This window comes from Corynebacterium sp. HMSC27B11 (assembly GCF_001815985.1).
Lineage (GTDB): Bacteria > Actinomycetota > Actinomycetes > Mycobacteriales > Mycobacteriaceae > Corynebacterium.
In genome coordinates, this window is the sequence record NZ_KV823552.1 from 119,426 (window position 1) to 143,970 (window position 24,545).

Consider the following 24,545-nt stretch of genomic DNA (forward strand, 5'->3'; position numbering starts at 1 on the left):
ATTAAATTCTACCGTTCCAGTGGCTGAGCGCACAAAAATCGGCCCATAAGGGCCGGTTTCTATGCCGCGGTGGCAGCGCTAAACCCCGACTGCTATGGCGCTGAAGCCACGGTCGGGGTGGGTTTCTAACCAGTCTGCCCCTCGGAGGCGTCGTAGACGGACGCACCGAGATACTCGCTCACTGCCTGCTCGTGGACGCGGAAGGAGCGACCCACACGCACCGCTGGCAGGTCGCCAGCGTGCACCAGGCGATACACGGTCATCTTCGACACGCGCATCAGCTCTGCGACCTCAGCGACGGTCAGAAAGGTTCCTTTGTCATTTCCACCCATTGGGTTAGCCATAAAAGTCTTATCTCTTTCTTCACACGGCCCCGCGCTGCAGACTTCCCCTTCTGCAGGACGTCACGCGGCCACGCTTTCCTCACTACTATAACGTGAACCAAGTGACGCTTGCGCATTCAGGGACGATTATGTCGAAAGTGCTATTTGTTTCTTTTTGTGACTTGGGTTGACCAGTGCAAACAGTTCAACACCCACCACCCCCACCTCAAGTTTCACTTGAGACTCTCCCCGCCCCGGGAGTCTTGAAATTACAAAAATCGGGCCCGCCGCGCATTGCGGCAGGCCCCACGATGCGACCCCTCACGCACCGCTCTTAACCCCCTTACGCGCTATCACTTCACACCCCCACGATGCGCTGCCTCCCCCTCGGCACCCCGTGCTCCCCTAGTCCCCCTTCGGTGGGGCGCCGAGCTCCACGGAGCGGTCCCGGCACGCCTCCATCGCGCGGAAGAAGGCACGGCGCAGCCCCTCCTCCTCCAGGGTGCGGGTCGCCATGGAGGTCGTCCCGCCCGGGCTGGAGACCTTCGCCCGCAGCTCCACCGGGCCGTCACCACCCTCGGCAAGGCCGTTGGCCATCATCTGGGCTGCACCCTCCGCGGTACCGATCGCGAGCTTTTCGGCCAGCGCCCGTGGCAGACCCAGGTTCACGCCTGCGTCCACCATCGCCTCGGCGACGAGGAAGAAGTATGCCGGGCCGGACCCGGAGACCGCCGTGACCGCGTCGATGTCCTTCTCCTTGACGATCACCGCGGTGCCCACCTTGGCCAGCAGTTCGCGCACCGTCTCCAGCTGCTCCTCCGTCGCGAAGCGGCCACCCGCGATCGCGCTGGTCCCCTTGCCGACCAGCATCGGGGTATTCGGCATCACGCGCACCACCGGGGTGCCCGCAGGCAGCACATTCTCCATCGCACCGATGGTCACGCCAGCGGCGACGGAGACCGCGACCGTCGTGGCGTCGTTATCGTCCAGCTGTTCCGCGACCTCGTCGAAAACGGAGAGCGTGCCGTCGGGCTTCACGCAGTTGAACAGGACGTCCGCCTCCACCGCGGCGGTGACCGAGTCCTCCGCGGTCAGCACCCCGTAGCGGTCCGCCAGCTCGGTGAGCCGGTCTTCGCTGCGGTTCGCGACGATGATGGTCTTCGGGTCAATTCCGTCTGCGACGAGTCCGGCGATCAATGCTTCGCCGATGTTCCCGCCGCCGATGATTGCGATTCGAGTCATGCCCTCCAGGGTGCCAGCCTGGCGCGTCGATTGCAGCGCTTGCGTGCAGCTCCCCCGTTTTCGGTGGTCTCGCATCCAGTTGTGAGGACGTCGCCCTCCGGCGCCACAGCACCCCGCCCGAACGTGGCTGGTGCGGCAAAAAGAAAAGCGCGCCTCGCGGCGCGCAGAAACTTAGATGCTCATGATCAGCCGTGGGCCGATGGTGAGTACCAAGCCCACCACGAAGGTGAGAATCATGATGAGTTTGTCGCGGTGGCGCAGCAGTGCGTGCACCACGCCGACCATCACGAGGGTCACCGCGAGGGCGAGCACCAGCACCAGCACCGCTGGCAGGGAGCCCCACAGGAGCTTGAATCCCAGGAACACACCAATGCCGACCAGGATGGCCGCGATGGCCTGGCCAATGAGGGCTGGCCAGGAGATGGAATCGTCCTCGTACTCGATGACCTCGTCTTCGCCGAGGGTGCGCTGCAGCTCTTCGAGCTCCTCAGGGCTGTGGAACTCCTCCGGAGCGGGCTGCTCCCCCTTGCGCTCCGCATCGGAGCCCCGCGTCGCGGCGGCAGTGCCGGCAGCACCGGCGGTGGCAGCAGCCGCCGCGGCCCCGGCGCCAGAGCCCTTCTGGTCAGCGTCCTTGCGATCAGCGTCCTTGGCCGGCGCCTTCGTAGCCGAAGCGCTCTTCGCCGAGGCGTCCTTCGCAGGCTCAGCGCCCTCCGCCTGGTCCGCGGTAACCTTCGTGATCAGGGCCGTCTGCTCGGTGGAGGGCTCGGTGTTCTTCTTTGCCGGCGCGGCCTTATCGGTGACAGCCGGGATCTCGGAGGTCTGTTCCTCCGGACGCTGTGCCGGAACCTCGCGGCGGTCGACAATCGCGGAGCTAGCGGCAGCCGCGTTCTTGGGCTCAGGCTTCTTCTGCTCAGCCTTCTTGGCTGCAGCCTCTTCTTCGGCCTTCTTCGCCTTCTCAGCTTCTGCCTGCTTGAGCTTTTCAGCCTCAGCCTTCTTAGCCTTCTCCTCAGCCGCCTGCTTCGCTGCCGCCTTCTCCTCGGCGGCCTTCTTTGCGGCAGCCTCCTTGGCCTGCTTGGCCTCGGCCTGCTTCGCCTTTTCGGCTTCAGCCTTCTTATCTTCAGCCTGCTCGGCAGCCTGAGCCTGCTTGGCCTGCTCAGGCTTCGCCGTCTTTTCAGCCTTATCGGCCTGCTTTACCCCGGCCTCAGCCCGATCGACCGTGGGCTGCTCACGCTTGTCAGCACCCGCTGCGGGCGCGGTGGAAGCTTCGCTCTCGGTGTCCCCGACGACCGGGATCGCGCCGGTCAGCTCGGCAACGGAAATGCCACCCTCGTCGAGGCTGCGACGGCGCCGACGGCGGCCGCTATCAGAAGAGGTGCGACCGCTGCGGGCGAGCAGTTCCGCGACCGTAAGCTTCTCACTCATCGAATGTTCCCATCAATGTCCACGTGAACATACAAATAACTGTTTCGCATAGTATACGAAGCGCCATTTTTGGTTTTGCTCATTCCACACCCTAATGGCGCTAGGAAACTAAGAAAAATCTTCGAAAGCCACGTCCGTGTGGTGGAAGATCATTCCCTCACGCAATGCCCACGGGCAGATATCCAAGGAATCCAGGTCCAGTTTGCGCATCGCCGCCTCCGCGACCAGCGCGCCAGCCACCACCTGGTGGGACCGTTCCTGGCTGACGCCTTCCAGCTCTGCGCGGTCCGCCGCCGTCATGCGGGAGATGAAAGCGATGAGCTGCCGCAGGCCAGGCTGGGTCAGGGTGCGCTTCACGCGTGGCCCCGCAGAGCTCGGGGCCGCACCAGTCAGGCGGGCAAGCATGCGGAAAGTCTTAGAGGTCCCCACCGCCACGTCGATGGGGCCGGCATCCTGGAATTCCTTGATATTGGCGTCCAGCTGCTCCTCGATGAACTCCCGCAGGTTCTTCACGGACTTCCGGGACGGCGGATCGCTGTCGAACCACTCCCGGGTTAGCCGGCCCGCACCCAGATCCAGGCTCAGCGCCACGTCCGGGCTCTCCGTAGTTCCCACGGACATCTCCAGGGAACCGCCACCAATGTCGAGGTCGCAGATCCGGCCGGCCGACCAACCGTACCAGCGGCGCACCGCGAGGAAGGTCAACCGAGCCTCTTCCTCGCCCGTCAGGATCTGCAAACGCACGCCGGTGGCATCCTCGACGGCGTCCAGCACCTTCTCGGAATTATTCGCGGAACGGATCGCCGACGTCGCGAACGGCAGCAGCTCCTCACAGCGGAACTGTTCCGCCATCTCCGAAGCCAGCCCCACGCCGCGCGTGAGCTTATCGATCCCCTTCGAGTTGATGTTCCCCTTCTTCGAGAGGTACTCCACCAACCGCATGGGGGTTTTCCAATTACTCATGGGAGTTGGCGGGCCACCGTACTGGGCATCCACAACCACGAGGTGAACCGTATTACTGCCAACGTCCAAGACACCTAATCTCACGTTTTCAGCCTATCGGGTCTACGGTGGATTGCGTGAGAAATAGCGAGTCAAATTCCCCCCACCCCATCGCGTCCGGCTATCCAGACGGCACCCCAGCTGACCTTTCGGTACGCCGCGGCGTCGAGCTGCCCGGCGATTACCCCCGCGAATGGCTGGAATTCATCAACCCGGCGGACTCCGAGCACATCATCCAGATCGACCTGACCTGGCTGATGTCCACCTACCGCTGCCGTTTCGGTACGGAGGCCTGCCACGGCATCGACGTCGCTGCCGACCCGGGCGTGGCCTGCTGCGTCCACGGTGCTTTTCTTACGGACGACGACGACCGCGCCAACCTCAACCGTGTGGTCCAGGAGCTCAGCCCCGAGCAGTGGCAGCTCTACACGCCGGGCGAAACCCCGGGAGAGAAGGAGCAGGCGGACGGGGAACTCGAGCCGTGGCTCGAGTGGGACGAGCTGGAAAACGAGGAGGGTGAGATGGAGCCCGCGCTGAAGACCAAGACCGTCGACGGCGCCTGCATCTTCGCCAACCGCGCGGGCTTTGACGGCGGCATCGGCTGCGCGCTGCACATCTGGGCCACCGAGAACGGCGAGTCCATCGTGGAGTCCAAGCCGGAGGTCTGCTGGCAGGTACCGCTGCGTCGCTTGGAGGACTGGGAGACCCGCCCCGATGGCCAGGAGATGCTGCGCACGACGATCACGGAGTACAACCGCCGCGCCTGGGGCGACGGCGGGGCGGACTTCGACTGGTGGTGCACCACCGACCCGAATTGCCACGCGGGCAGCGCCGAGGGGCAGGGCGGGCCAGCCGACGCGATGTGGCGCACCCACAAGGACGAGCTGGTGGAGCTCATCGGCGAGGAGTCCTACGAGGTGCTGGCGGAACACTGCGAGGCCCTGGAAGCGCGCGCCGCGGCCACCGGCGAGCAGAACGAGGCGGGGGCTCCGCTGGCGCCCAGTGGCTTCCCGCTGCTGACCATCCACCCGGCGACCCGGGCGGCCCGCGAGCGCAAGCTCTAGTTCGCCTGCTCAATCGCGCTCGCGCAATCGCGCTTCAGTAGGGGCGCCCGCCCGAACAGGGTGCGGTCACAGCCCACGCGACGCAAGAACGCCCCAGGAAGTTTTCCTGGGGCGTTTCGCTTAGGTGATGAGCCTTAAGGGGTGAGCTCAGCGGAGGGTGTTACTTCTTACCCTCGGCGGCCACGGCGGCCGCACCGGCTGCTGCTGCCTCCGGGTCGAGGTACTCGCCACCCTTGACCTTGACCACACCGTTGCTGTCGAACTTGTAGACCAGCGGCATGCCGGTCGGCAGGTTCAGCTGGGCGATGTCCTCGTCCGAGATCTCGTCGAGGTGCTTGACCAGCGCGCGCAGGGAGTTGCCGTGCGCGACGACGAGGACGGTCTCCCCCGCCTTCAGTCGCGGCTCGATCTCGGCCTCGTAGTACGGGACGAGGCGCTTGACGACATCCTGCAGGCACTCGGTGCGCGGAACCTCCGGCAGATCGGCGTAGCGCACGTCGTTGGTCTGCGCGTACTCGCTATCCACGTCGATCTGCGGCGGCGGGGTGTCGTAGCTGCGACGCCAGGACATGAACTGCTCTTCGCCGTACTTATCGCGGGTCTCGGCCTTGTTCAGGCCCTGCAGCGCACCGTAGTGGCGCTCGTTGAGGCGCCAGTCGCGCTGCACTGGGATCCAGTGGCGGTCTGCCTCGTTCAGCGCGATGTTCGCGGTCATGATCGCGCGGCGCAGCAGGGAGGTGAACAGGACGGTCGGCTCGACGGCGGCGTCCTTAATCAGCTGACCAGCCCGCTTGGCCTCGGCCTTGCCCTGGTCGGTGAGGCTGACGTCCACCCAGCCGGTGAACTGGTTCGTTGCGTTCCATTCGCTCTGCCCGTGGCGGAGGAGGATCAGTGTTCCTTCAGTGTTGCTCATACCTCCATTTTGCCATGAAACGTTGTGGCCCAGGCGGCAGGTGGCCCCGTTCGCGGGGCGCGCTCCCACGCTGTCCCGGCGCGCGGCCCGCTACTCCGCGTCCTGGCCGGTGGCCGCCTTGCTCGTCTCCCCCTCAGCCTCGGCTGGCGCGGCGGCCTGCTCGGCCACAACCTCGCGCGGGGACTTGCCGGGCATGGGAGCCAGCTGGTCGACCTCTTCGTCGGTGGGACGCAGGCGCTGGAAGGCTCCCAGGTTGAAGGTCGGCTCGCCGCGGGAAAGTCGCCAGGCCCATTCGTGGCGGATGGAGGATTCGAAGCCGCGTTCCAGGATGCGGTTGAAGTCCCCGTCCGCGCGTTCCAGCACCTGCCCCAGGATCCGCTGGATGTCTTCGGCGGTGGTGGATTCGCCGAACTGTCCGACCAGGTAGATGTCGTTATTTCCGTCGAGGGTGTAGTGCACCCCGTAGGTTCGGCGGTTGGCCTGCAGCAGCAGTCGGTAGACCTCCTCCTGGGCCTCCTCCACCGCGCGGCACACGAAGGCCTCAACCCGGAACATGCCCTCCTGCGGGATGAAGAGGCAGTTGGTCTTGAGCCTGCGTTCCCCCGGGAGGACGACGACCAGGTTGCCGCCGGACTCGACGTAGTCAACGTCGGCTTCGTCTAAGAGCGCAGAGATCTTTTCGAGGTTCATGCCCCCAACCTACCCCCGCAGCCGAGCTGCGGAAGGCGTGAGCGCTAATTCGCGCTGCCCGCGGGGTGACGCTCCGCGGGGCCCTCCTCCGGCATCGTCGGGAGTCTCCGGTAGAGCTCCACCAGCTGCTTGGCCGTGTTCTCCCAGCTATAGCGGGCGGCGTGCTGGGGTGCGTACTCCGCCATCGCGATGCGCTGGTCGTCGCCGGAAAGCAGCTGACCCAACGCATCGGCCCACACGTGCGGGTCCTGGCCGTCGACTAGCAGGCCGGACTCGCCCTCCGCGACCGCGGCCTGCAGCCCGCCGACTCGGGTGGCGACCACGGGCGTGCCGGTGGCCTGCGCCTCCAGGGCGACCAGGCCGAAGGACTCATTCGCGCTCGGCATCGCCACCACGTCCGCGGCCTGGTAGATCGAGACGAGCTCCTCGGGTGGGCGGGGCTGCAGGAAGCGCACCGCCCGCGAAATTCCCAGCTCCTCGGCGAGTTCCTCCAGGCACTTCGGGCGCTCTAGACCGGAACCGCTCGGCCCGCCGCAGATCAGCACGCGGATCGGCATGTCCGGGTAGCGCTCGATGAGGGTCGCGGCGGCCTGCAGCAGCACGTGCGGCCCCTTGAGGCGTTGGAGGCGCCCCACAAAGCCGATGACCTTCGCAGACAGCGGGATTCCTAGCGCGCGACGGGCGTTTTCGGTGGCGCGTTCGGTGCCGGGGGTGAACTTCTCGATGTCGGCGCCGGGGGTGACCACCGCGATGCGGGCCTTATGGGAGTCGTAACCCTGCTCGACGTCCGCGACCTCAGCCTCGGTGTTGACGATGAGGACGTCGGCGTTGTCCACGATCTGCTGCTCGCAGATGCGGCGGGACTCCGGCTCTCGGTTATCACCCTCGGAGAGGTAGTTATTCTTCACCGCGGCCAGCGTGTGCGGGGTGTGCACCCAGCGGATATTCCACAGGTCCCGCAGCAGCCACGCGACCTGGCCGGAGAGCCAGTAATGGGAGTGGATGAGGTCATAACTCAGCCCATTCTCCCGGGCGAAGGCGAGCACGGAGCCGGTGAAGGCGGCCAGCTGAGTCGGCAGCTCCTCCTTGCTCAGCCCCTCGTAGGGCCCGGCCACGCAGTTGATCACCCGCACGCCGTCACCGAGCTCCACGACCTCCCCCTGCAGCGGCCGGGTGGCGCGGGTGAAGATGTCCACACTCAAGCCCTGTTTGGCCAGCTGTTCGGCGGTGTTGCGGATGTAGACGTTCATTCCGCCGGCGTCGCCGGTTCCCGCCTGTTCCAGCGGGGAGGTGTGCATAGAGATCATCGCGATGCGCATGCTTTCCGATCCTACGTTCCCCCACTGGTTCCAGCCCCGTTGAGGACGCCTCCCCCGGCGGCGTTAATATTTCTCGCGAGTTATTTGTTTTCACACACAAATGTCACGGAAGCAACTAGCGTTAGTGAGACCCGCATCACATTCCTTGTTTCGGATTCCCAAGGAGGCCATAGACATGACCGAAACCCTCGCCCCCAACTCTTCCGCGGTGAACGAGGAAGGCAAGAAGCCTGAAGGCCGCGCGTGGCGGGAGAAGCCGTACCTGAAGTACTACAACTCCTGGACTCCTGCGGAGATCGAACTCAGCGGCGACACCCTGGTGGACATGTTCATCAAGGCCAGCAACGAGCACGGCAAGGACGTGATGCTCGACTTCTTCGGCGGCACAACGACCTACGCTCAGGCTCACGTGCAGGTCCGTAAGGTCGCCGCCGGCCTGAAGGCGCTCGGCGTCCGCCGTGGCGACCGCGTCGCGATCTGCCTACCGAACTGCCCGCAGCACCTGATCTCCATCTTCGCGGTGCTGTACCTGGGGGCGACGGTGGTGGAGCACAACCCGCTGTACACCGCCCGCGAGCTGCAGGGCCCGTTCATCGACCACGGCGCGAAGGTCATCATCGCCTGGGACAAGATCGCCCCGCTGTGCGAGGAGCTGGTCAACCGCACGCAGCTGCAGACCGTCGTCACCGTCAACATGATCGAGGCGATGCCGAAGATCAAGCAGTTTGCGCTGAAGCTGCCGGTCTCCTCGCTGAAGGAGAAGCGGGAGCAGCTGCACTCCCCAGCACCGGGCACGGTGCCTTTCCAGAAGCTGGTCGACGGCACCATCGGCGGCGACGGCGCGTACCTGAGCCCGGTGCCGGAGCGCAGCCTGGAGGACGAGGCCTTCATCCTCTTCACCTCCGGCACCACCGGAAAGCCGAAGGGTGCGATGCTGACGCACCGCAACATCATGGCGAACGTAGCTCAGGGTCTGGCCTGGGTTGGCGAGCTCGGCGAGGGCGAGCAGGAGATCTACCTGGCGGCACTGCCGATGTTCCACATCTTCGGCCTGACGCTGACCGCGGCGCTGGGCGTGGCGACTGGCGGCAAGCTCTGCCTGCTGCCGAAGCCGGAGATCCCGCTGATCGTGGACCAGATGAAGAAGCAGGTGCCGACGTATATGCCGGGCGTGCCGACGCTGTACGACAAGATCCTGGAGGCTGCGGAGGAGCACAACCTGGACATCAACGGCGTGAAGAACGCCCTGTCCGGCGCGGCGCCGCTGCCGGTGTCCATCTCCCACCAGTGGCAGGGTCGCACGGGCGGCTCCATCATCGAGGGCTACGGACTGACCGAGACCGCCCCGATCGTTACCGCGAACCCGATTTCGGAGAACGCGCGCGCAGGCTACATCGGCATCCCGTTCCCGAGCACCGAGATCCGCGTGGCCGACCCGGAGGATCTCTCCCGAACCATGCCGGACGGCGAGGAGGGCGAGCTGCTGGTCCGCGGCCCGCAGGTGTTCAGTGGCTACATCAACGTCCCGGAGGACGAGCAGCCGTTCTTCGAAGACTGGTTCAAGACCGGGGATATGGCCGTCATGGAGGAGGATGGCTTCCTGCGGATCGTTTCCCGCATCAAGGAGATGATCATCACCGGCGGTTTCAACGTCTACCCGGCGGAGGTCGAGGAAGTCCTGGCGGACCACCCAATGATCGCGAAGACCGGCGTGGTGGGCCTGGCCAAGGAGGACGGCTCCGACGAGGTCGTCGCCGCCGTGGTGCTCGACGAGCACGTCAAGAAGGAGGACTTCGACGAGGAGAAGATCAAGGAGTGGGCACGCCACGAGATGACCCGCTACAAGGTGCCGCGTCGCTTCTTCGTCGTCGACGAGCTGCCGGCGGACCTGATCGGTAAGATCCGCCGCCGTGAGATCAAGGACTTGGTCGAAAAGATCGTCGCCGAGGAGGGCTAAGCCGCCACCTGGGGTGCCGGGTTCGGCACCTTAGGCAGACTGGCCCGCCCCGGCACTCGCCCGGCGACATCAACCACGCACAACGCCCTAGGCCGAGACCGACCCCGTTATGGGGTCGCAGAGCTCGCGCCTAGGGCGTTGTTCTGCGTGAACCCCTAGCCTTCTTCGCGCCTAGTCCGTTGCGCGGTTGACCGGCGGCAGCTCCGCCCCGATCCACACGGGCTCTGGCACCAGCTCCACGCCGAAGGCCTCGAAGACCCCGTCGCGCACCGCGGTGGCCAGCGCCACCAGGTCCTCGCTGCTCGCCCCGCCCCGGTTGGTCAGCGCCAGAGTGTGCTTGGTGGACAGCCCGGCGCGCTCCCGGCCCGGCACCTGCCAGCCCTTGTGAAAGCCCGCCCGCTCGATGAGCCAGGCCGCGGAGAACTTGAACTCCGGATTCTCCGGCGTGCCGACGGAGAACAGCGGCATGGCCTCGGCCTCCGACTCACCCACACGCTCGCGCACGGCGGCGACCACCGCATCCCGCGCCGCCTCCCCGGCGACGACCGGGTTCGTGAAGAAGGAACCGGCGGACCAGGTGTCGTGATCCTCGGCGTTGAGAACCATGCCCTTGCCGGCGCGCAGCTCCAGCACCGCCTCGCGAACCTCTGCTGCCGGGCGGCGGATCTCACCGGCCTGTTCTCCCTCGGCCGGGCGGGCCACGCCCAAGCGCCGGGCCAGCTCACCGAAGCGCAGCGGCAGGGAGAGCCCCGCCGGGTCCAGCTGGAACTCCACCTCCAGCACCGCCGCACGGTCGGTGAACTTCAGGTTCGAGTAGCGGTAGGCCAGGTCCAGGCTCTCGGGCGCCACCCACTCGGCGACCCGGCGGGCGCGGTCGTAGAGGCGTACCCGGCACAGCACCTGGGAGACCTCCGCCCCGTAGGCGCCAACGTTTTGCACCGGGGTGGCGCCGACGCAGCCCGGAATGCCGCTGAGGCACTCCAGCCCGCCCAGGCCGGCAGCCACGGTCGCGGCGACGAAGCGGTCCCACTCCACTCCCGCGAAGGCCGAGCACACGCCCGTCTCCGGATCAATGCTGATGGCAGCCTCCGGATCGTCCGCGGCGTGCACCACCACCAGCTCGGAGACCTCCGGCCCGTCCCCGATCAGCAGGTTCGATCCCCCGCCGACGATCAGCACGCGCCAGCCCGCGGCATCGACGGTCTCCAGAACACCGGCCAGCTGCTCGGCGGTGGTGCATTCCACCACGGCGGCGGGCTGCCCGCCGATGCGCAGCGTCGTCAGTTCCGCGAGCGGGCGGCGATCCACGGCAGCCCCGGTGGGGGCGACGGCGGCGGCAACCTCGTCGAGGCTCGGCGGGGCGGAGGGGCCGGTAGTTGCGGCCGGAAAAGTATTGGCGTGATTCTGCTTTTGTGTCACCCCTCTAACGGTAGCCTGTAGCCATGACGACTAACAGTGAGAACACCCACAGCATCGGCTTCCCGCTCGCCGATGTCCACGCCGCATTGTCTTCCCAGGAGTACTGGGAGTACGAGGCGAAGAACACCGGCGACGAGCCCGGCGAGGTCCGCAACTTCACCGGCGGCCCGAACGTCAAGGTTGAGCTGGCCGAGAAGCTGCCGATTGATGCCGTCCCAGAGTCCTTCCGCGCGATGGTCCCGGCCACCCTGGAGCTGGCCCGCACCGTCACCCTGGGACCGGTCGAAGGCGGCCGCGCGACCGGTACCGTCACCGCGGAGGTCTCGGGCCTGCCGGTGAAGTTCAACGCCGACCTGGTGCTGCAGGACGCCGATGGCGCGACCTCCCTGAGCGCCAAGTCCGCGGTGGACGTTAAGATCCCCATGATGGGTTCCATGCTGGAGCCGAAGATCATGGAGTGGGTCGAGCAGTTCATCGCCCACGAGTCCTCCCTGATCGAGAAGTATCTGAAGGAGAACGCCTAAACTTCCGTGGCTGATCACGCCCACAATCTACGGGCCCGTTCCTGGTCGCAGGACGGGCCCGTTGGCGTACCCACCCGTGGCACGACCGGCTTCAACCGGCTGCGCAAGGCCGATCGGTGGCTCGCCCATCACCCCGCGGTGCGCGCTGCCTTCGATGCCGCTTCTTTGTCAGGACGTCGCCCCCTTGCCGTGGATGTGGGCTACGGGGCTTCTCACACCACCACGGTGGAATGGGCGGGGTGGCTGCGCCGGGTAAACCCTGAGGTGCGCGTGCTGGGGCTCGAGATCGAGCCCTCCCGGGTGCTGCCGCCCCGCGATGGCGTGGAATTCGCCCTGGGCGGCTTCGAGTTGGCGGGCCACCGCGCCGAGGTGGTGCGGGCCTTCAACGTGCTGCGGCAGTACGACGTCTCCGAGGTCCTGGCGGCCTGGCGGATGATGATCGCGGGGCTTAACCCCGGCGGGCAGATCATCGAGGGAACGTGCGATGAGATCGGACGGCGGGCGGCCTGGGTGCTCCTGGACGAGTCCGGCCCCCGGACGCTGACGCTGGCCTGGGACCCGGCCGATGTGGACAAGCCTTCGGATGTGGCGGAACGGTTGCCGAAGGCCCTGATCCACGAGAACACCGAGGGCCACAAGGTCTTCACGCTGCTGCAGGCTGCGGATGCGGCCTGGGACCGGGCGGCGGGCTATGCACCCTACGGCCCGCGGGTGCGCTGGCGCTTCGCCCGGGAGGACCTGCTGGGCCAGCTCCCTGCCGGGGTGGCGAAGCTCAACCCGCGGCGGCGAATGCAGGACAACCTGCTCACCGTCCCCTGGGAGCTCGTCAGCGACATCCGGCTCTAGACGTTCTATAGAAATCTCGCCGGCTTTGCGGAACACTATGTTGGGTGAGCTCTCAAAATTACTATCCCCAGCAGCAGCCCCAATTCTCCGGCTACCCGGCCCAGCAGGCGCCGGAGAAGAAGTCGAAGGCGCCGAAGATCCTGGCCATCATCGTGGTCATCGTGCTCCTGCTCGCGCTGATCGCCGAGTTCGGCGCGCGCTGGTACATCAAGCATGAGATCACCAACGCCATGACCGAGGCCTCGGATTCGCGCATGGCCGAGGACCCGAAGGTCTCGTTGGGCACCACCCCTGTTCTCTTTGGTCTGGTGCAGGGCTCGCTGCCCCACCTGGAGGTGGAGGTCCCCTCCAGCATCGACGTCTCCTATGAGGACAACGACCCCAGCCGCCCGGTCATCACCGGCATGCCGCGCACCCATATCACCGGCAAGAAGCTCTCGATGGGGGAGAACCCGGAGGACATGATCTTCGGGGAGCTGACCGTCGACGCGGAGCTGCCGAAGGAGGTCATGAAGGCGGAGATGATCGCCAACCAGTCCGGTCAGTCGGGCGATGACCTGATGAGTCAGCTTCTGCAGGTCAATGACGTTGTGCCGAACGCCAAGGATCAGACCCTCGAGGTGCAGTTCAGCGGTGGGCTGGCCAGCATCGTGATGAGCCCGAAGATCGAGCAGGGCCAGCTGACGATGGAGGTCTCGGCAGTGAAGGTCTTCGGCCAGGAGCTGCCGGATGTCCTCGCCGAGACACTCGGCGGCGCGGTCGAGGATTCCGTGGACCAGAACACGCCGGGTGGCCTGGAGGCCCGGGACGTGCGCGTCACCAACCGGGGCCTGCAGATCTCCCTGCACGGCACGGACGTCCACATCGACGAGCTACAGAACTCCCTGAACGAGGCGGGCCAGCCCCAGCAGGGCGGGCAGGACAGCCCGCGCGGGGGTCGCAGCAACGACGGCGCTGGGGACGATACCCCGGCCGGGGAAGACCGCCCGGGGGCCGTGGGCTCCGGCGGCGAGATCTTCAACCGGGCTGCGGCTTAAGCCCCCTACCAAACCCCGGCTACTGCTGCGGAGCGTCCTCGAGGATGGCGCGCGCAGCGGATACCCCCAGGCGGGTCGCCCCCGCCTCGATCATGGCCACGGCTTGCTCCCAGGTGCGAATGCCGCCGGAGGCCTTGATCCCCACCCGGCCGCGCTTGCCCATCCGATCCAGCTCATCGGCCATGATCCGCACAGCCTCGACGCTGGCGCCTCCCGCCGGATGGAAGCCAGTGGAGGTCTTCACGAAATCCGCGCCGGCGCGAGCGGCCGAACGCACTGCAGCGCGCAGCTGCTCCTCGGAAAGCACCGCGGATTCCAGGATTACCTTCAGCACCGCTGGCGCGGGTAGCGCCTCGCGCACGGCCATGATCTCCGAGAGCATGGCATTCTCATCGGCGGCCACAGCATTGGCCACGTCAATGACCATGTCCACCTCATCGGCGCCCTGTTCCACCGAAAAGCGGGCCTCGGTCGCCTTGATGAGGCTCTGGTGCTTACCGGAGGGAAATCCCGCCACCGTGGCCACGCGCAGCCCGGGGTAATCCCCCGAGATCGGCAGCATGGACGGGGATACGCACACCGCGCCACAGCCAAGTTCCTGGGCCTCGCGGAGCAGAGCCCGCACGTCCTCCCGGCTGGCGTCGGTGGCCAGCAGGGTGGCGTCCATAATCTGAGCGACCGACTCGCGGCTCGGGGACACGGACCCTGACGAGTTCTGGGAAGCAGCCACGGCTACCACGCCCCGGAGGCGTTATCGAGGACGTCGCGGATCGCCGGGCGAACATCCTGCCAGTAGATACCGACGATCACCGCACCGATGATCCACAGTGGGAAGGCACCGCCACCGAAGATGCCGAATAGGCCAGTCAGCGCTGCCCCGCCCCCAAGCAGCAGCCAGTTCTGCTTCTTGCGGTTGATGACCTCGAAGGCATCATCGCGGGTCATTGCCACCTGGGCAGCGGCAGCAACCCCCAGGATCAGAACGATCACGGACAGGGACATATACAGGTAGAAAGCCACCTGGAAGCCGATGAGTATTGCGGGATTCATCATGGCCTCATCCTAGTGCACGCCCCGGACACGCAGCGGGAGCGGCAGGCCACCGTCCCTTCCGCTAGAAGAGCCAGCCGATCAACTGCGCCAGCGAGTAGATAGCCAGCCCCGCCAAGGCGCCCACGACGGTGCCATTGACGCGGATGAACTGCAGGTCCTTGCCCACCATCAGCTCGATGCGGTCGCTTGCCTCCTCAGCGTCCCACCGCTCCACGGTCTCACCGATGATGCTAGTGACCTCACCTGCGTAGTTTTCCGCCAGGTAGGCCGCCGCCCCCACCAGCCGGTCTTCCAGGTTTTCTCGCAGCTGTGGTTCCGCGAGCACCCGGTTGGCGAATTCGGTGACCCAGGCCGCGATGCGGGTGCGCAGCATGGAGTCTGGGTCCTCGGCCTGCTCTGCGAGCACGTGCCGGGTGTTCTCCCACACGGTCGCCGGGAGGGCGGTGATGGGCCCGGAGTTGAGGATGTCTTCCTTGATGTTCTCCATGCGTTGGATCATCACCGGGTCGTGCTGAAGGTCGCGGGCCAGACCCGCGATGAAGCTGCGAAACTGCTGGCGGGCCTCGTGGTTCGGGTTGGCCCGCACCGCAGCGGTGAAGTCCACGACCTCGCGGTAGACGCGGTCGCCGACGAGCTCGCGGACGAAGCGGGGCGCCCAGCGCGGGGTGCGCTCGTCGATGAGGTTGACGATGAAGTCCTCCGACTCGCGGGCCTTATCGTCCATCCAGATGACGGCCGCGTCCACCAGTGGCTCGGTGCGCCCTTCGTCGATGAGCTGCTCTAGGCCGCGCCCCATCGGTGGACCCCACTGTGGTTCGCGGAGGCGGTCGATGACCATCACGCGTAGGACGGCCTCGACCTCCTGGGCGTTCACCCCGTTGACCGTCAGCCGGATCAGCTTGCCGATCTCCCGGCTGATGACCTGGTCCCCCTCGGATTCCACAACCCACTTGGCGGCCCGTGTAGGCAGGTGAGCGGCGCGCAGCTTCTCGGAGATCAGGGTGGCGTTGAGGAAGTTCTCGCCGACGAACTCCGACAGCGAGTGGCCGACCTGATCCTTCTTGCGTTTGATGATCGCGGTGTGTGGGATCGGCAGGCCCAGTGGGTGGCGGAAGAGCGCGGTGACGGCGAACCAGTCCGCGATGCCACCCACCATGCCGGCCTCAGCGGCGGCCTGGACGTAGCCGACCCAGGCCGGGGCATTGCCGCCGTGATCCACGATGCGGCAGATGGCGAAGACGATCGCCGCGAAGATCAGCAGACCCGAGGCGATGGCCTTGTGCTTGCGCAGGTCATGGCGCCGCTGGGCCTCGGACTCCGGGGAGGGGCCGGGCACTGGCAGGCTGCTGCTTGCTGGGGCGGGGTTATCAATGCTGCGATGGCTCACCCCACCAGTATCGCAGCTTTGGGCCTTCGGCGGTCCCCTCGCCCCGGCCGGCACGCGCCACACTCCCACTCCGATTGACTGCCCCCGGTGCGGAGAACGAGCTGCCTAATCTCACCCGCATCTTCCCCGGGGTCGATGCACTGGCCAGGTCTCGTGCTCCGCGGCATGACCGGGAACGGCATGCAAAAAAGGCCACCCCGGTCGCCGTCCTCAATGACGGGGACCGGGGTGGCCTCAAGTACTAGCTTTGCGGGCTACGTTGGAGGTGCGTGCCCTGCGCGTTCATTACGCGCTCGCTAGCCAAATTCTAGTGGATGCGACCACTGCGCTTGACGTACTCGCGGTAGTTCGCACGGCCGATGTGGACCATGGCGAAGCCACCGAAGAGGAAGAGCGCAGCACCGATCAGACCTGCGATAACGAACCCGGTTGCATTGTCGCTACCGGCTGCACCAGCCAGGCCGTAGATCGCCATGCCGAAGAAGGCCAGGGAGCTCAGGATGGAGCCCATTGCGACCCAGGTGATAGAGCGGTGCAGAGAAGAGTGCGGCGCATCGTAGCTCGACGGGACGAAGCCGTCCTCGTAGTAACGCTCCATGTGGAGGTTTTCAGCGAGAGCCATTTCTTTCCTACTTTCCGGAAAACCTGTATGTATCTACAGCTTAACCTAGTCGTCCTTACCGCGGAAGGCAGCGCGTGCGCGCTCCTTCGTGATTGCGGCAACGGCGGTCAGCGGGATGCCAGCTGGGCAGACGTCCGCGCACTCGCCGTACAGGGAGCAGTGACCGAAGTTGGTCTCCACCTCGTCGACCATGGCGCGGGCGCGCTTGCCGCGCTCCTCGCGACCCATCGGGGACAGGGTGAGGTGAACCAGCTTCGCGCCGGTGAACAGGTGAGCAGCGCCGTTCGGGCACGCTGCGACACAGGCACCACAGCCGATGCAGGCCGCGTGGTCCAGAGCCTTCTCCGCGTCGGAGTGGTTGACCAGCAGGTCGTCGGCGTCCGGTGCGGTACCAGCCTGGACGGAGACGAAGCCGCCCTTCTCCATGACGCGGTCCAGTGCGGAACGGTCGACGACCATGTCCTTGATGACCGGGTAGGCAGCGGAGCGCAGCGGCTCCAGCTTGATGGTGTCGCCATCGTTGAAGGAAACCAGGCGCTGCTGGCAGGCAGGCTTGTTCTGGTCTGGACCGTGCGGACGGTCGTTCACCATCAGGCCACAGGTACCACAGATACCCTCGCGGCAGTCAGAGGCGAAGGCGAAGGGCTCCTTGCCAGCCTCGACGTACATGGTGTTGACGTGGTCCAGCAGCTCCAGGATGGACATCTGTTCTGCGGCGTCGTCAACCTTGACGGACTCGAAGTGGCCTTCGGCGTTCGGGCCCGCCTGACGCCAAATTTCAAGATTCAGCTTCATTACTTGTAATTCCTTGTCATCAGCGGGATTCGATCGAAGTACAGCGGCTCGGAGTGGCGGATGAACTTCTCATCGCCGTTCGACTCCCAAGCGGAGACGAAGCACCAGTTGTCATCGTCACGCTCGGCCTCGCCGTCCTCGGAGAGGTGGTCATCGCGGTAGTGGGCACCGCAGGACTCGTCGCGGTCCAGTGCGTCGACGCACATGAGCTCGCCGAGATCCAGGTAGTCGGCCACGCGCAGTGCGTACTCCAGCTCCTGGTTCATCTCGTTGGCTTCGCCAGGGACGTGGACATTGGCCCAGAATTCCTTGCGCAGTGCGCGGATCTTCTCGATGCCGTCCTTCATGTCCTCGACGTTGCGGGACACGCCACAGGAGAAGTACAGGATCTCACCGAGCTGACGGTGGTAGTGGGCCGCGCCGTGTGGCTCCTCGCCACGGATGTTCATGATCCGGTCGATGCGCTTCTGAGAGCGTTCCAGGGCCTCCTGTGCAGCCGGGGAGTCCTCAGCCGAGACCTCCTCGCCCAGCAGCGGTGCCAGGTAGTTCGGGATCGTGAACGGCAGGGTGAACCAGCCCTCGACGGAGGAGGAGAGCAGGGAGTTAGCACCCAGTCGGTTTGCACCGTGGTACATCCAGGAAGCCTCGCCGGAGCAGAAGAGCCCAGGAATGGAGGTCATCTCGTGGAAGTCGGTCCACAGGCCACCCATGGTGTAGTGGCAGGTCGGGGCGATGCGCATCGGGGTCTCGTACGCGGACTCACCGATGGCCTCCTCGTACATCTGAATCAGGTTGCCGTAGCGCTCGCGGATGGTGTCCTTGCCGAGGCGCTTGATGGCGTCACCCAGGTCCAGGTAGACGGAGTTCTTCTTCGGGCCAACGCCGTAGCCAGCGTTGATCTGCTGGGCGTTCGCGCGGGACGCGATGTCACGCGGGACCAGGTTACCGAATGCCGGGTAACGACGCTCCAGGAAGTAGTCGCGCTCGTCGTCCGGGATGTTGTTCGGGTCGCGGTCGTCGCCCTTCTTCTTCGGGGTCCAGATGCGGCCGTCGTTACGCAGGGACTCGGACATCAGAATGGTCTTGGACTGCCAGTCCGAGTTGACCGGCAGGCCGGTCGGGTGGAACTGCACGAAGGACGGGGACGCCATGTAGGCACCCTGGTCGTAGGCGCGCATGATGGCGGAGACGTTGGAGTTCTTCGCCAGGGTGGACATGTGGTACACGTTGCCGTAACCACCGGTGGCCAGCACGGTTGCGTGGCCGGTGTGAGCGGTCAGCTCACCGGTGATCAGGTTGCGCATCACGACACCCTTACAGACGCCGTCCTCGACGATGACGTCCTGCATGTCTGCGTGGGTGAAGATCTCCACGTTGCCGGCACCGATCTGGCGGTACAGCGCGGAGGTCGTCGCCAGCTGCAGCTGCTGACCCGTTTGACCACGGGTGTAGTAGGTGCGGGAAACCTGCACGCCACCGAAGGAACGGGTTGCCAGGGTGCCGCCATACTCGCGGGAGAACGGTGCGCCGATGGCGTTCATGTGGTCGATGACCTTCGGGGACTCCATGGCCAGGCGCCAGCAGTCGTTCTCGCGGCAGCGGTAGTCGCCACCCTTGACCGTGTCCTTGGTGTGGAGGTAGGTCGAGTCGTTATCCAGCTTCTTACCGCGGGAGGAGTTCACACCACCCTGCGCAGCAATGGAGTGCGCGCGGCGTGGGGAATCGTGGTACGTGAAGACCTTCACGTCGTAGCCCAGCTCGCCGAGGGCTGCAGCGGCAGCGCCACCGGCCAGGCCGGTACCGACGATCAGGACGCGGAACTTGTTGCGGTTCAGCGGGGACACCAGGCCGAAGTGGTCCTTGGCGTAGGTCCACTGCTGATCCTGGCCGACCTCGTGCGGGGCGTTGTCCTTCAGAACCTTGCCGACGGTCACGCCGTCGACGGAGGACTCAGGCGCGGTGAAAGCTGCGACTGCCTCGTCGTAGTTGAAATCCGCAGTTTGGTTGTGCGGGTGATTAATAACATCGCTCATAGCCGTTTACTCCTTAACAGACTCGCGAGCTTAAACGCCTGGGACGAATGGCACTTGCTCAATGCCCCCGAACAGCACAGCCAGTGGGATAGAGATATTGCCGATGAGGATCAGGGCCGGGACCAGGTAGGAGATCCACAGGATCACCTGGCGCCAGCGGTGGCCGGTGATACCCAGGTCCGAGGATGCGGTCCAGATGCCGTGAGACAGGTGGGCGAACAGGATGAACATCGCGACGATGTAGATGATCGCCACTGCCGGGCGCTCGAAGGAGGCCACGAGGTTCTGGTAGGCGGCGTGGTTGCCGTCAACAGCCTCGGTGAACTCGCTGGACGCAACCGGCTGGACACCCAGGGTCAGGTCCAGGATGTGGAAGATGATGAACAGCAGCAGCACGATGCCGGTGACCGGCATGGTGCGTGCGGAGAAGGTATTCCAGTTGCTGACCATGCCCTTGCGGCGGAAGCGGCCGCGGGACTGGTGGCTGCGGCCGACCAGTGCGAACGCAAACCACACGTGCAGCACGATTGCCACGAGCAGCACGATGCGGAAGATCCACAGCATGCCGCCCTCAGGCAGGATCGGCGAACCGACCTCGCGGAGGAAGTCCGCGTAAGTATTGAGGCCCTCAGCGCCGGTGTAAACCTTCAGGTTTCCGAGCATGTGGACCAGAACAAACAGGCCGAAGATGATGCCGGTGATGGCCATCGTCAGCTTCATAACCCAGGTTGGGATGCCCGGCTTTTCGCGCAGGGCTTTCGTCGTTATTTTCCCGTGGACAAGGGCGTCCCGGTTTTCGTCATTCTTTACAGTCATGGCACCTCCAGTGTCGTAATAACTCTACGAGCTTGGAGACCTTGGTCACTAACTGCCATGGTCCACCCTGGGGTTTTACACCCTATTTGGGGCAAAATCACAGGAAATGCAGCTATTGCGCAACAACTTCGTTGCGTAAATAACCCCGAGCCACACCAGTCGCACCAGCCACAAAACTCCCCGCCCGGTGGCAACGACGGCCACCGGATGCGGGGAGAAGAACAGGACGTGTCCGGACCTAGCCTGCGGCGAGAACCGTCTCCCCCACGACAACCTGCGGCTCACCGGCGACCCGAACCTCCTGACCCAGCACCGTGACCACACCGGCGTCCTTCCCCCGGACGGAGACCAGCTCCACCTCACCCGGGCGAACCGTCACGCGAACCTGGACATCCCGAATGGTGACGTTGTAGCTGAGGCACTCCCAACCCTCCGGCAGCCGGGGGTCAATGGTGAACTCGCCCTCATGATCGCGCAGCCCACCAAAGCCATAGGTCAGCGCAGTCCACACCCCACCGCAGGAGGCGATGTGCACGCCGTCAGCGGTATTGCCATGCATATCCGCCAGGTCCACAAACAACCCGCGGTGGAAAAACTCCAGAGCCTTATCCGCATAACCAAGCTCCGCAGCCATGATGGACTGCACCACCGCCGAAAGGGTGGAATCCCCCGTCGTCAGCCGATCGTAGTAGTCATAGTCAGCCCGCTTGACCTCCTGGGAGAATCGCTTCCCCTGCAGGAACAGCGCCAGCACCACGTCCGCCTGCTTCAGGATCTGATAGCGGTAGATCGTCAGCGGGTGATAGTGCAGCAACAGGGGCCGCTTCGGCTCACCGTTCGGATCGTCCAGATCCCAGATCTGGCGGTTGAGGAAGAAATCATCCTGCGGATTGATCCCCAGCTCCTCATTGAAGGGGATGTACATCTGCTCGGCTGCCAGCTCCCAGCGATCCAACTCGGAATCGTTGAGCTTGTGCTGGGCAGCCAGGTCCGCGTAATCATCCGGCCGCTCGGCGCGCATCTTCTTCAGCACCCTCGCAGCCATGCGCAGGTTATATTGCGCCATCACGTTGGTGTAGAGGTTGTTATTCACCACCGTGGTGTACTCATCCGGGCCGGTGACCGCGTGGATCTCAAAGCGATCCTGCGCGGAGTTAAAGAAGCCGATGGATACCCAGAACCGGGCCGTACCCAGCAGGATCTCCACGCCCTCACGCATGAGGAATTCCTTATCCCCGGTGGCGTAGAAGTACTTCATCAGCGCGAAGGCCACGTCCGCGTCGATGTGATACTGCGCCGTGCCGGCAGCGTAGTACGCGGAAGATTCGTGCCCGTTAATCGTGCGCCACGGGAAGAGCACGCCGTCGTGGGAAAGCTCCAGGGCACGCTCGTGCGCGGAGGGCAGCATCTCGTAGCGGAAGCGCAGCGCATTGCGGGCGTAATTCGAGTTCGTGTAGCTGAGGAACGGCATCACGTAGATCTCCGTGTCCCAGAAGTAGTGCCCGCCGTAGCCCGCACCGGTCAGCCCCTTGGCGGGAACGCCGGTGGTCTCGGCCCGCGCGGAGGCCTGGATCAGCTGGAAGATGCACCAGCGGGCCGCCTGCTGCAGCTCTGGTTGGCCACCAATGCGCACGTCCGAGCGCTCCCAGAATGCACCCAGCCACTCGCGCTGGTTTTCCACCAGGCTGCTGTAGCCCACCTGCTTCGCCCGGTTGATCGTGCGGTCGCAGCGGAAGGCCAGCTCCTTCGGGGCCACGTGGCGGGAGGAGTGGTAGCTAACGAACTTCTCCAGGCGCAGGTGGCAGCCCTTCGCGCCGTTGATGTGGTAGACGACGCTGGCGACGTCCTCCGCGACCTCCGTGGTCACTTCGACGTCGCCGGAGTCCGCGGTCGCCGGATTGTCCACGCGCAGCTCGTGGTCCATGGAGGCGGCGACCGTCATGCCGGAGTGGTTGACCTGGTACCCCAGGGTCGCGCGCTCCGGTTCGGGTTGGGACTGGTACTTCGGGATCAAGACGCGCTCGTCGAAGGTGGAACCCTTCCGCGGGTCCAGCTCTCCATCCTGGACGGCGACGGGGCCGTTGTTATCCGGGAACTCGCCCTCGCCGTCCTGGCGGTTGAGCAGCTGGGAGGAGACGACGACGGCGGCGTCCGAATCCAGCAGCTCCACTTCGAGCGCCATGATCGCCAGGTGGCGCTCCTGGAAGCTGACCATGCGCTCGGTGGTCACGCGCACGCGCTTGCCGCCTGGGGTACGCCAGATCATGCTGCGGCGCAGCACACCATCACGGAAGTCCAGGGTGCGGCTGTACTCACTGATATCCGCGTTGCCGAGGCGCAACGGCTCGTCGTCGATGTACAGGCGCATCGCCTTCGCGTCCGGGACGTCGATGATGGACTGCCCATCGCGGGCCAGGCCGTAGGCGTCCTCGGCGTGGGTGATCTTCCAGTTCTCGTAGACGCCATTGATATAGGTGCCGTGGACGGCGGAATCGCGGCCCTCCGGCGGGTTGCCGCGCATGCCGAGGTAGCCGTTGGACTGCGCGAAGAGTGTCTCGGCGACACCCAAGTCGGTGCGGTTAGGCTTGGTTTCCGCCCAGCCCCACTCCCAGACGGGGTTGTTATCGCGGTCGATCAGCTCCAATGGGTCGACGCCGTGGTGGTGGCGGTCCGCCCGGTAGCCTTCGGTAGCCAAGTCCGCACCGTCGATCGGCCGGTTCGGCCCCTGCGCGCCACCGTTGCGCTTGGCGGCAAGGAAGGCTTGGAGCTGTGCGTTTCCGGATTGAGAAGCTGAGGTCATTGTGTCCCACATGTTGAGGTTTTCTTCTGAGCCGCGCACAGTCTAGCGGGCGGGTTGCACTACCCCGAATCGCGGGCTCGGGTTGTCACGTTGCTGGCTTGTGCGGCTGCACGGCGGCTCTTTTGCGCGGCCGCACGGGGGCTCTATTGCGCGGCTGCACAAGGCGGTACGGCGAGGGCTGTGGCGCTATCGCGGGGCTAGCCCACGAAGTCTGCGAGGTCGGCGACCACGGTGTCCGCCCCGGCGTCGAGCAGTTCCTGTTCGCCTGCTCCCCGGTCCACCCCCACGACGAGGCCGAACTTGCCGTTACGCCCGGAGGCCACCCCGCTGAGAGCGTCCTCCACCACCACGGCCTTCTCGGCGGGAACACCCAACCACGTGGCCGCGTGCAGGTAGGTACCCGGGGCGGGCTTGCCGGGCAGCTCGAGCTCCGCGGCGACCAGCCCGTCCACGACCAGCTCGAAGCGGTCGAGCAGGCCCGCCGCCTGGAGTACTGGGCGGGCGTTCTTGGAGGAGGAGACGATCGCCAGCCGGGGCGGGGCCACGCCCTCCTTCGGCGCAGTCAGGGTGTCGAGGAGCTGGACACTGCCCGGGTAGGCCGCGATGCCCTGGCCCAGCAGTCGGAGGAACTCGGCGTTCTTACGTTCGCCCAGCCCGTAGACGGTGTTCTCTGCCGCCGTGTCCTCCTCGCTACCGGCGGGCAGGTCGATGCCGCGGGAATGCAGCAGCGCGGCGATCCCCTCGGTTCGTGGTCGGCCGTCGAGGTAGTCGTAGTAGTCCTGGTCGGTGTATTCGGCCACGCTCTGCCCACCGGCGCCGAGTTCGCGGAAGTATTCGCTGAACATGTGGGCCCAGGCCTCGCGGTGGAGGTCGGCGGTGGGGGTGATCACGCCGTCGAGGTCGAAGAGGATCGCGCCGTACTGCCACAGGTCGGGCAGGCAGAGGTCGGGCAGGTCTGCGCCTGCGCTGCCGCTCCCCTGCCCGCTTGTCGACGTCTCGGGCTGTCGCTTGTTCACGTTCCCAGGGTTCATGCTGCCGATAGTACGTTTCCCACTGCGGCTTGTGGCCGGGACCGCCTTCTCGCTCTTGGCACCTCCACCGGCCAACCCCAGCGTCGCCACCCCCTCACCCCGATCAACTCGCCCCCCTGCCTCAATGAAAAAACGGGCCGGGCACACCATGTTGGTGCGTCCGCCCCGTTGACCTACTCACCGCCCCGCTCAAGAGCGCTGGCGAGAGTCGGCAGCCGTGTTAGGCGATGCCGTTTTTAGCCTTGAACTC

23 protein-coding genes are annotated in these 24,545 nt (G+C 65.5%); 6 read left to right on the forward strand and 17 right to left on the reverse strand.

Annotation, left to right across the window (positions count from 1 at the left end):
- Positions 1–125 precede the first annotated feature (125 nt).
- The 4 genes from HMPREF3097_RS04155 to HMPREF3097_RS04170 form a co-directional block, all read right to left on the reverse strand.
- The gene (locus HMPREF3097_RS04155) at positions 126–332 is read right to left on the reverse strand and encodes a helix-turn-helix domain-containing protein (RefSeq protein ID WP_041628442.1); all 207 of its coding nucleotides are present in this window, start codon (positions 330–332) and stop codon (positions 126–128) included.
- 396 nt (positions 333–728) lie between these two features.
- Complete coding sequence (gene proC / locus HMPREF3097_RS04160; protein WP_070761141.1) at positions 729–1,565, reverse strand: pyrroline-5-carboxylate reductase; 837 nt, start codon at positions 1,563–1,565, stop codon at positions 729–731.
- A 171-nt stretch (positions 1,566–1,736) separates the two neighbouring features.
- Positions 1,737–2,987, reverse strand: a complete 1,251-nt coding sequence (locus HMPREF3097_RS04165) for a hypothetical protein (RefSeq protein WP_070761142.1) — start codon at positions 2,985–2,987, stop codon at positions 1,737–1,739.
- A 108-nt stretch (positions 2,988–3,095) separates the two neighbouring features.
- The gene (locus HMPREF3097_RS04170) at positions 3,096–4,034 is read right to left on the reverse strand and encodes a Ppx/GppA family phosphatase (RefSeq protein WP_070758552.1); all 939 of its coding nucleotides are present in this window, start codon (positions 4,032–4,034) and stop codon (positions 3,096–3,098) included.
- Between the two features lie 23 nt (positions 4,035–4,057).
- On the opposite strand from HMPREF3097_RS04170, the gene HMPREF3097_RS04175 reads away from it, so the two are divergent.
- Positions 4,058–5,053 (forward strand): DUF3109 family protein, encoded by a 996-nt coding sequence (locus HMPREF3097_RS04175; RefSeq protein ID WP_070761144.1) that lies wholly within the window; start codon positions 4,058–4,060, stop codon positions 5,051–5,053.
- A 160-nt stretch (positions 5,054–5,213) separates the two neighbouring features.
- Here the strand turns inward: HMPREF3097_RS04175 and HMPREF3097_RS04180 are convergent, their stop codons facing one another.
- The 3 genes from HMPREF3097_RS04180 to mshA form a co-directional block, all read right to left on the reverse strand.
- A complete protein-coding gene (locus HMPREF3097_RS04180; RefSeq protein WP_070761146.1) occupies positions 5,214–5,966 on the reverse strand; it encodes a phosphoglyceromutase in 753 nt (250 codons plus the stop codon).
- 90 nt (positions 5,967–6,056) lie between these two features.
- On the reverse strand, positions 6,057–6,656 hold the full coding sequence (locus HMPREF3097_RS04185) for a type III secretion system chaperone family protein (RefSeq protein ID WP_070761148.1): 600 nt from the start codon (positions 6,654–6,656) through the stop codon (positions 6,057–6,059).
- A 44-nt stretch (positions 6,657–6,700) separates the two neighbouring features.
- Positions 6,701–7,975 carry a D-inositol-3-phosphate glycosyltransferase gene (gene mshA / locus HMPREF3097_RS04190; RefSeq protein ID WP_070761150.1) on the reverse strand — a complete coding sequence of 425 codons (1,275 nt, stop codon included), beginning with the start codon at positions 7,973–7,975 and terminating at the stop codon, positions 6,701–6,703.
- A 175-nt stretch (positions 7,976–8,150) separates the two neighbouring features.
- On the opposite strand from mshA, the gene HMPREF3097_RS04195 reads away from it, so the two are divergent.
- A complete protein-coding gene (locus tag HMPREF3097_RS04195; protein ID WP_070761151.1) occupies positions 8,151–9,932 on the forward strand; it encodes a long-chain-fatty-acid--CoA ligase in 1,782 nt (593 codons plus the stop codon).
- A gap of 171 nt (positions 9,933–10,103) precedes the next feature.
- Here HMPREF3097_RS04195 and HMPREF3097_RS04200 read toward each other — a convergent pair whose 3' ends face one another.
- Positions 10,104–11,351, reverse strand: coding sequence for a UDP-N-acetylmuramate dehydrogenase (locus HMPREF3097_RS04200; protein ID WP_070761153.1), 1,248 nt, complete (start codon positions 11,349–11,351; stop codon positions 10,104–10,106).
- Positions 11,352–11,374: 23 nt separating this feature from the next.
- On the opposite strand from HMPREF3097_RS04200, the gene HMPREF3097_RS04205 reads away from it, so the two are divergent.
- From HMPREF3097_RS04205 to HMPREF3097_RS04215, 3 genes are read left to right on the forward strand one after another with little or no spacing between them, the layout of a single operon-like run.
- Positions 11,375–11,875: a DUF2505 domain-containing protein gene (locus HMPREF3097_RS04205; protein WP_070761155.1), complete on the forward strand. Its 501-nt coding sequence runs from the start codon at positions 11,375–11,377 to the stop codon at positions 11,873–11,875.
- A 6-nt stretch (positions 11,876–11,881) separates the two neighbouring features.
- Positions 11,882–12,721: a methylase gene (locus tag HMPREF3097_RS04210; protein WP_070761157.1), complete on the forward strand. Its 840-nt coding sequence runs from the start codon at positions 11,882–11,884 to the stop codon at positions 12,719–12,721.
- Between the two features lie 44 nt (positions 12,722–12,765).
- A complete protein-coding gene (locus tag HMPREF3097_RS04215; protein ID WP_070761160.1) occupies positions 12,766–13,758 on the forward strand; it encodes an LmeA family phospholipid-binding protein in 993 nt (330 codons plus the stop codon).
- Between the two features lie 19 nt (positions 13,759–13,777).
- Here the strand turns inward: HMPREF3097_RS04215 and deoC are convergent, their stop codons facing one another.
- The 3 genes from deoC to HMPREF3097_RS04230 all read right to left on the reverse strand — a co-directional run bounded on the left by deoC (position 13,778) and on the right by HMPREF3097_RS04230 (position 16,198).
- Positions 13,778–14,425, reverse strand: coding sequence for a deoxyribose-phosphate aldolase (gene deoC / locus HMPREF3097_RS04220; protein WP_246821277.1), 648 nt, complete (start codon positions 14,423–14,425; stop codon positions 13,778–13,780).
- A 65-nt stretch (positions 14,426–14,490) separates the two neighbouring features.
- Positions 14,491–14,811 carry a DUF2516 family protein gene (locus HMPREF3097_RS04225; RefSeq protein WP_015381165.1) on the reverse strand — a complete coding sequence of 107 codons (321 nt, stop codon included), beginning with the start codon at positions 14,809–14,811 and terminating at the stop codon, positions 14,491–14,493.
- A gap of 61 nt (positions 14,812–14,872) precedes the next feature.
- On the reverse strand, positions 14,873–16,198 hold the full coding sequence (locus tag HMPREF3097_RS04230) for a DUF445 domain-containing protein (RefSeq protein WP_070761164.1): 1,326 nt from the start codon (positions 16,196–16,198) through the stop codon (positions 14,873–14,875).
- 74 nt (positions 16,199–16,272) lie between these two features.
- On the opposite strand from HMPREF3097_RS04230, the gene HMPREF3097_RS09735 reads away from it, so the two are divergent.
- Positions 16,273–16,443, forward strand: a complete 171-nt coding sequence (locus HMPREF3097_RS09735; protein ID WP_168167012.1) for a hypothetical protein — start codon at positions 16,273–16,275, stop codon at positions 16,441–16,443.
- 62 nt (positions 16,444–16,505) lie between these two features.
- On the opposite strand, the gene HMPREF3097_RS04235 is transcribed toward HMPREF3097_RS09735, so the two are convergent.
- From HMPREF3097_RS04235 to HMPREF3097_RS04260, 6 genes are all read right to left on the reverse strand, one after another.
- Positions 16,506–16,820 carry a hypothetical protein gene (locus HMPREF3097_RS04235; protein WP_070758543.1) on the reverse strand — a complete coding sequence of 105 codons (315 nt, stop codon included), beginning with the start codon at positions 16,818–16,820 and terminating at the stop codon, positions 16,506–16,508.
- 45 nt (positions 16,821–16,865) lie between these two features.
- Positions 16,866–17,615: a succinate dehydrogenase/fumarate reductase iron-sulfur subunit gene (locus HMPREF3097_RS04240; protein ID WP_012359469.1), complete on the reverse strand. Its 750-nt coding sequence runs from the start codon at positions 17,613–17,615 to the stop codon at positions 16,866–16,868.
- Positions 17,615–19,648 (reverse strand): fumarate reductase/succinate dehydrogenase flavoprotein subunit, encoded by a 2,034-nt coding sequence (locus HMPREF3097_RS04245; RefSeq protein WP_070761167.1) that lies wholly within the window; start codon positions 19,646–19,648, stop codon positions 17,615–17,617. Before HMPREF3097_RS04245 ends, HMPREF3097_RS04240 begins: the two co-directional genes overlap by 1 nt.
- Positions 19,649–19,678: 30 nt before the next feature.
- Positions 19,679–20,464 carry a succinate dehydrogenase cytochrome b subunit gene (locus HMPREF3097_RS04250; protein ID WP_070761169.1) on the reverse strand — a complete coding sequence of 262 codons (786 nt, stop codon included), beginning with the start codon at positions 20,462–20,464 and terminating at the stop codon, positions 19,679–19,681.
- 238 nt (positions 20,465–20,702) lie between these two features.
- Positions 20,703–23,264, reverse strand: a complete 2,562-nt coding sequence (locus tag HMPREF3097_RS04255; RefSeq protein ID WP_070761171.1) for a glycoside hydrolase family 65 protein — start codon at positions 23,262–23,264, stop codon at positions 20,703–20,705.
- Between the two features lie 197 nt (positions 23,265–23,461).
- Positions 23,462–24,295, reverse strand: coding sequence for an HAD family hydrolase (locus tag HMPREF3097_RS04260; protein ID WP_246821271.1), 834 nt, complete (start codon positions 24,293–24,295; stop codon positions 23,462–23,464).
- Positions 24,296–24,545: the final 250 nt, after the last annotated feature.

What these genes read in the sequence shown, in the direction of transcription:
- HMPREF3097_RS04235 (WP_070758543.1), bottom strand. Translation starts at nt 16,820, where the DNA reads ATGGCTCTCGCTGAAAACCTCCACATGGAGCGTTACTACGAGGACGGC.
- HMPREF3097_RS04225 (WP_015381165.1), bottom strand. Translation starts at nt 14,811, where the DNA reads ATGATGAATCCCGCAATACTCATCGGCTTCCAGGTGGCTTTCTACCTG.
- HMPREF3097_RS04195 (WP_070761151.1), top strand. Translation starts at nt 8,151, where the DNA reads ATGACCGAAACCCTCGCCCCCAACTCTTCCGCGGTGAACGAGGAAGGC.
- HMPREF3097_RS04260 (WP_246821271.1), bottom strand. Translation starts at nt 24,295, where the DNA reads ATGAACCCTGGGAACGTGAACAAGCGACAGCCCGAGACGTCGACAAGC.
- deoC (WP_246821277.1), bottom strand. Translation starts at nt 14,425, where the DNA reads ATGGACGCCACCCTGCTGGCCACCGACGCCAGCCGGGAGGACGTGCGG.
- HMPREF3097_RS04255 (WP_070761171.1), bottom strand. Translation starts at nt 23,264, where the DNA reads ATGACCTCAGCTTCTCAATCCGGAAACGCACAGCTCCAAGCCTTCCTT.
- HMPREF3097_RS04205 (WP_070761155.1), top strand. Translation starts at nt 11,375, where the DNA reads ATGACGACTAACAGTGAGAACACCCACAGCATCGGCTTCCCGCTCGCC.
- mshA (WP_070761150.1), bottom strand. Translation starts at nt 7,975, where the DNA reads ATGCGCATCGCGATGATCTCTATGCACACCTCCCCGCTGGAACAGGCG.
- proC (WP_070761141.1), bottom strand. Translation starts at nt 1,565, where the DNA reads ATGACTCGAATCGCAATCATCGGCGGCGGGAACATCGGCGAAGCATTG.
- HMPREF3097_RS04250 (WP_070761169.1), bottom strand. Translation starts at nt 20,464, where the DNA reads ATGACTGTAAAGAATGACGAAAACCGGGACGCCCTTGTCCACGGGAAA.
- HMPREF3097_RS04165 (WP_070761142.1), bottom strand. Translation starts at nt 2,987, where the DNA reads ATGAGTGAGAAGCTTACGGTCGCGGAACTGCTCGCCCGCAGCGGTCGC.
- HMPREF3097_RS04245 (WP_070761167.1), bottom strand. Translation starts at nt 19,648, where the DNA reads ATGAGCGATGTTATTAATCACCCGCACAACCAAACTGCGGATTTCAAC.
- HMPREF3097_RS04185 (WP_070761148.1), bottom strand. Translation starts at nt 6,656, where the DNA reads ATGAACCTCGAAAAGATCTCTGCGCTCTTAGACGAAGCCGACGTTGAC.
- HMPREF3097_RS04180 (WP_070761146.1), bottom strand. Translation starts at nt 5,966, where the DNA reads ATGAGCAACACTGAAGGAACACTGATCCTCCTCCGCCACGGGCAGAGC.
- HMPREF3097_RS04240 (WP_012359469.1), bottom strand. Translation starts at nt 17,615, where the DNA reads ATGAAGCTGAATCTTGAAATTTGGCGTCAGGCGGGCCCGAACGCCGAA.
- HMPREF3097_RS04155 (WP_041628442.1), bottom strand. Translation starts at nt 332, where the DNA reads ATGGGTGGAAATGACAAAGGAACCTTTCTGACCGTCGCTGAGGTCGCA.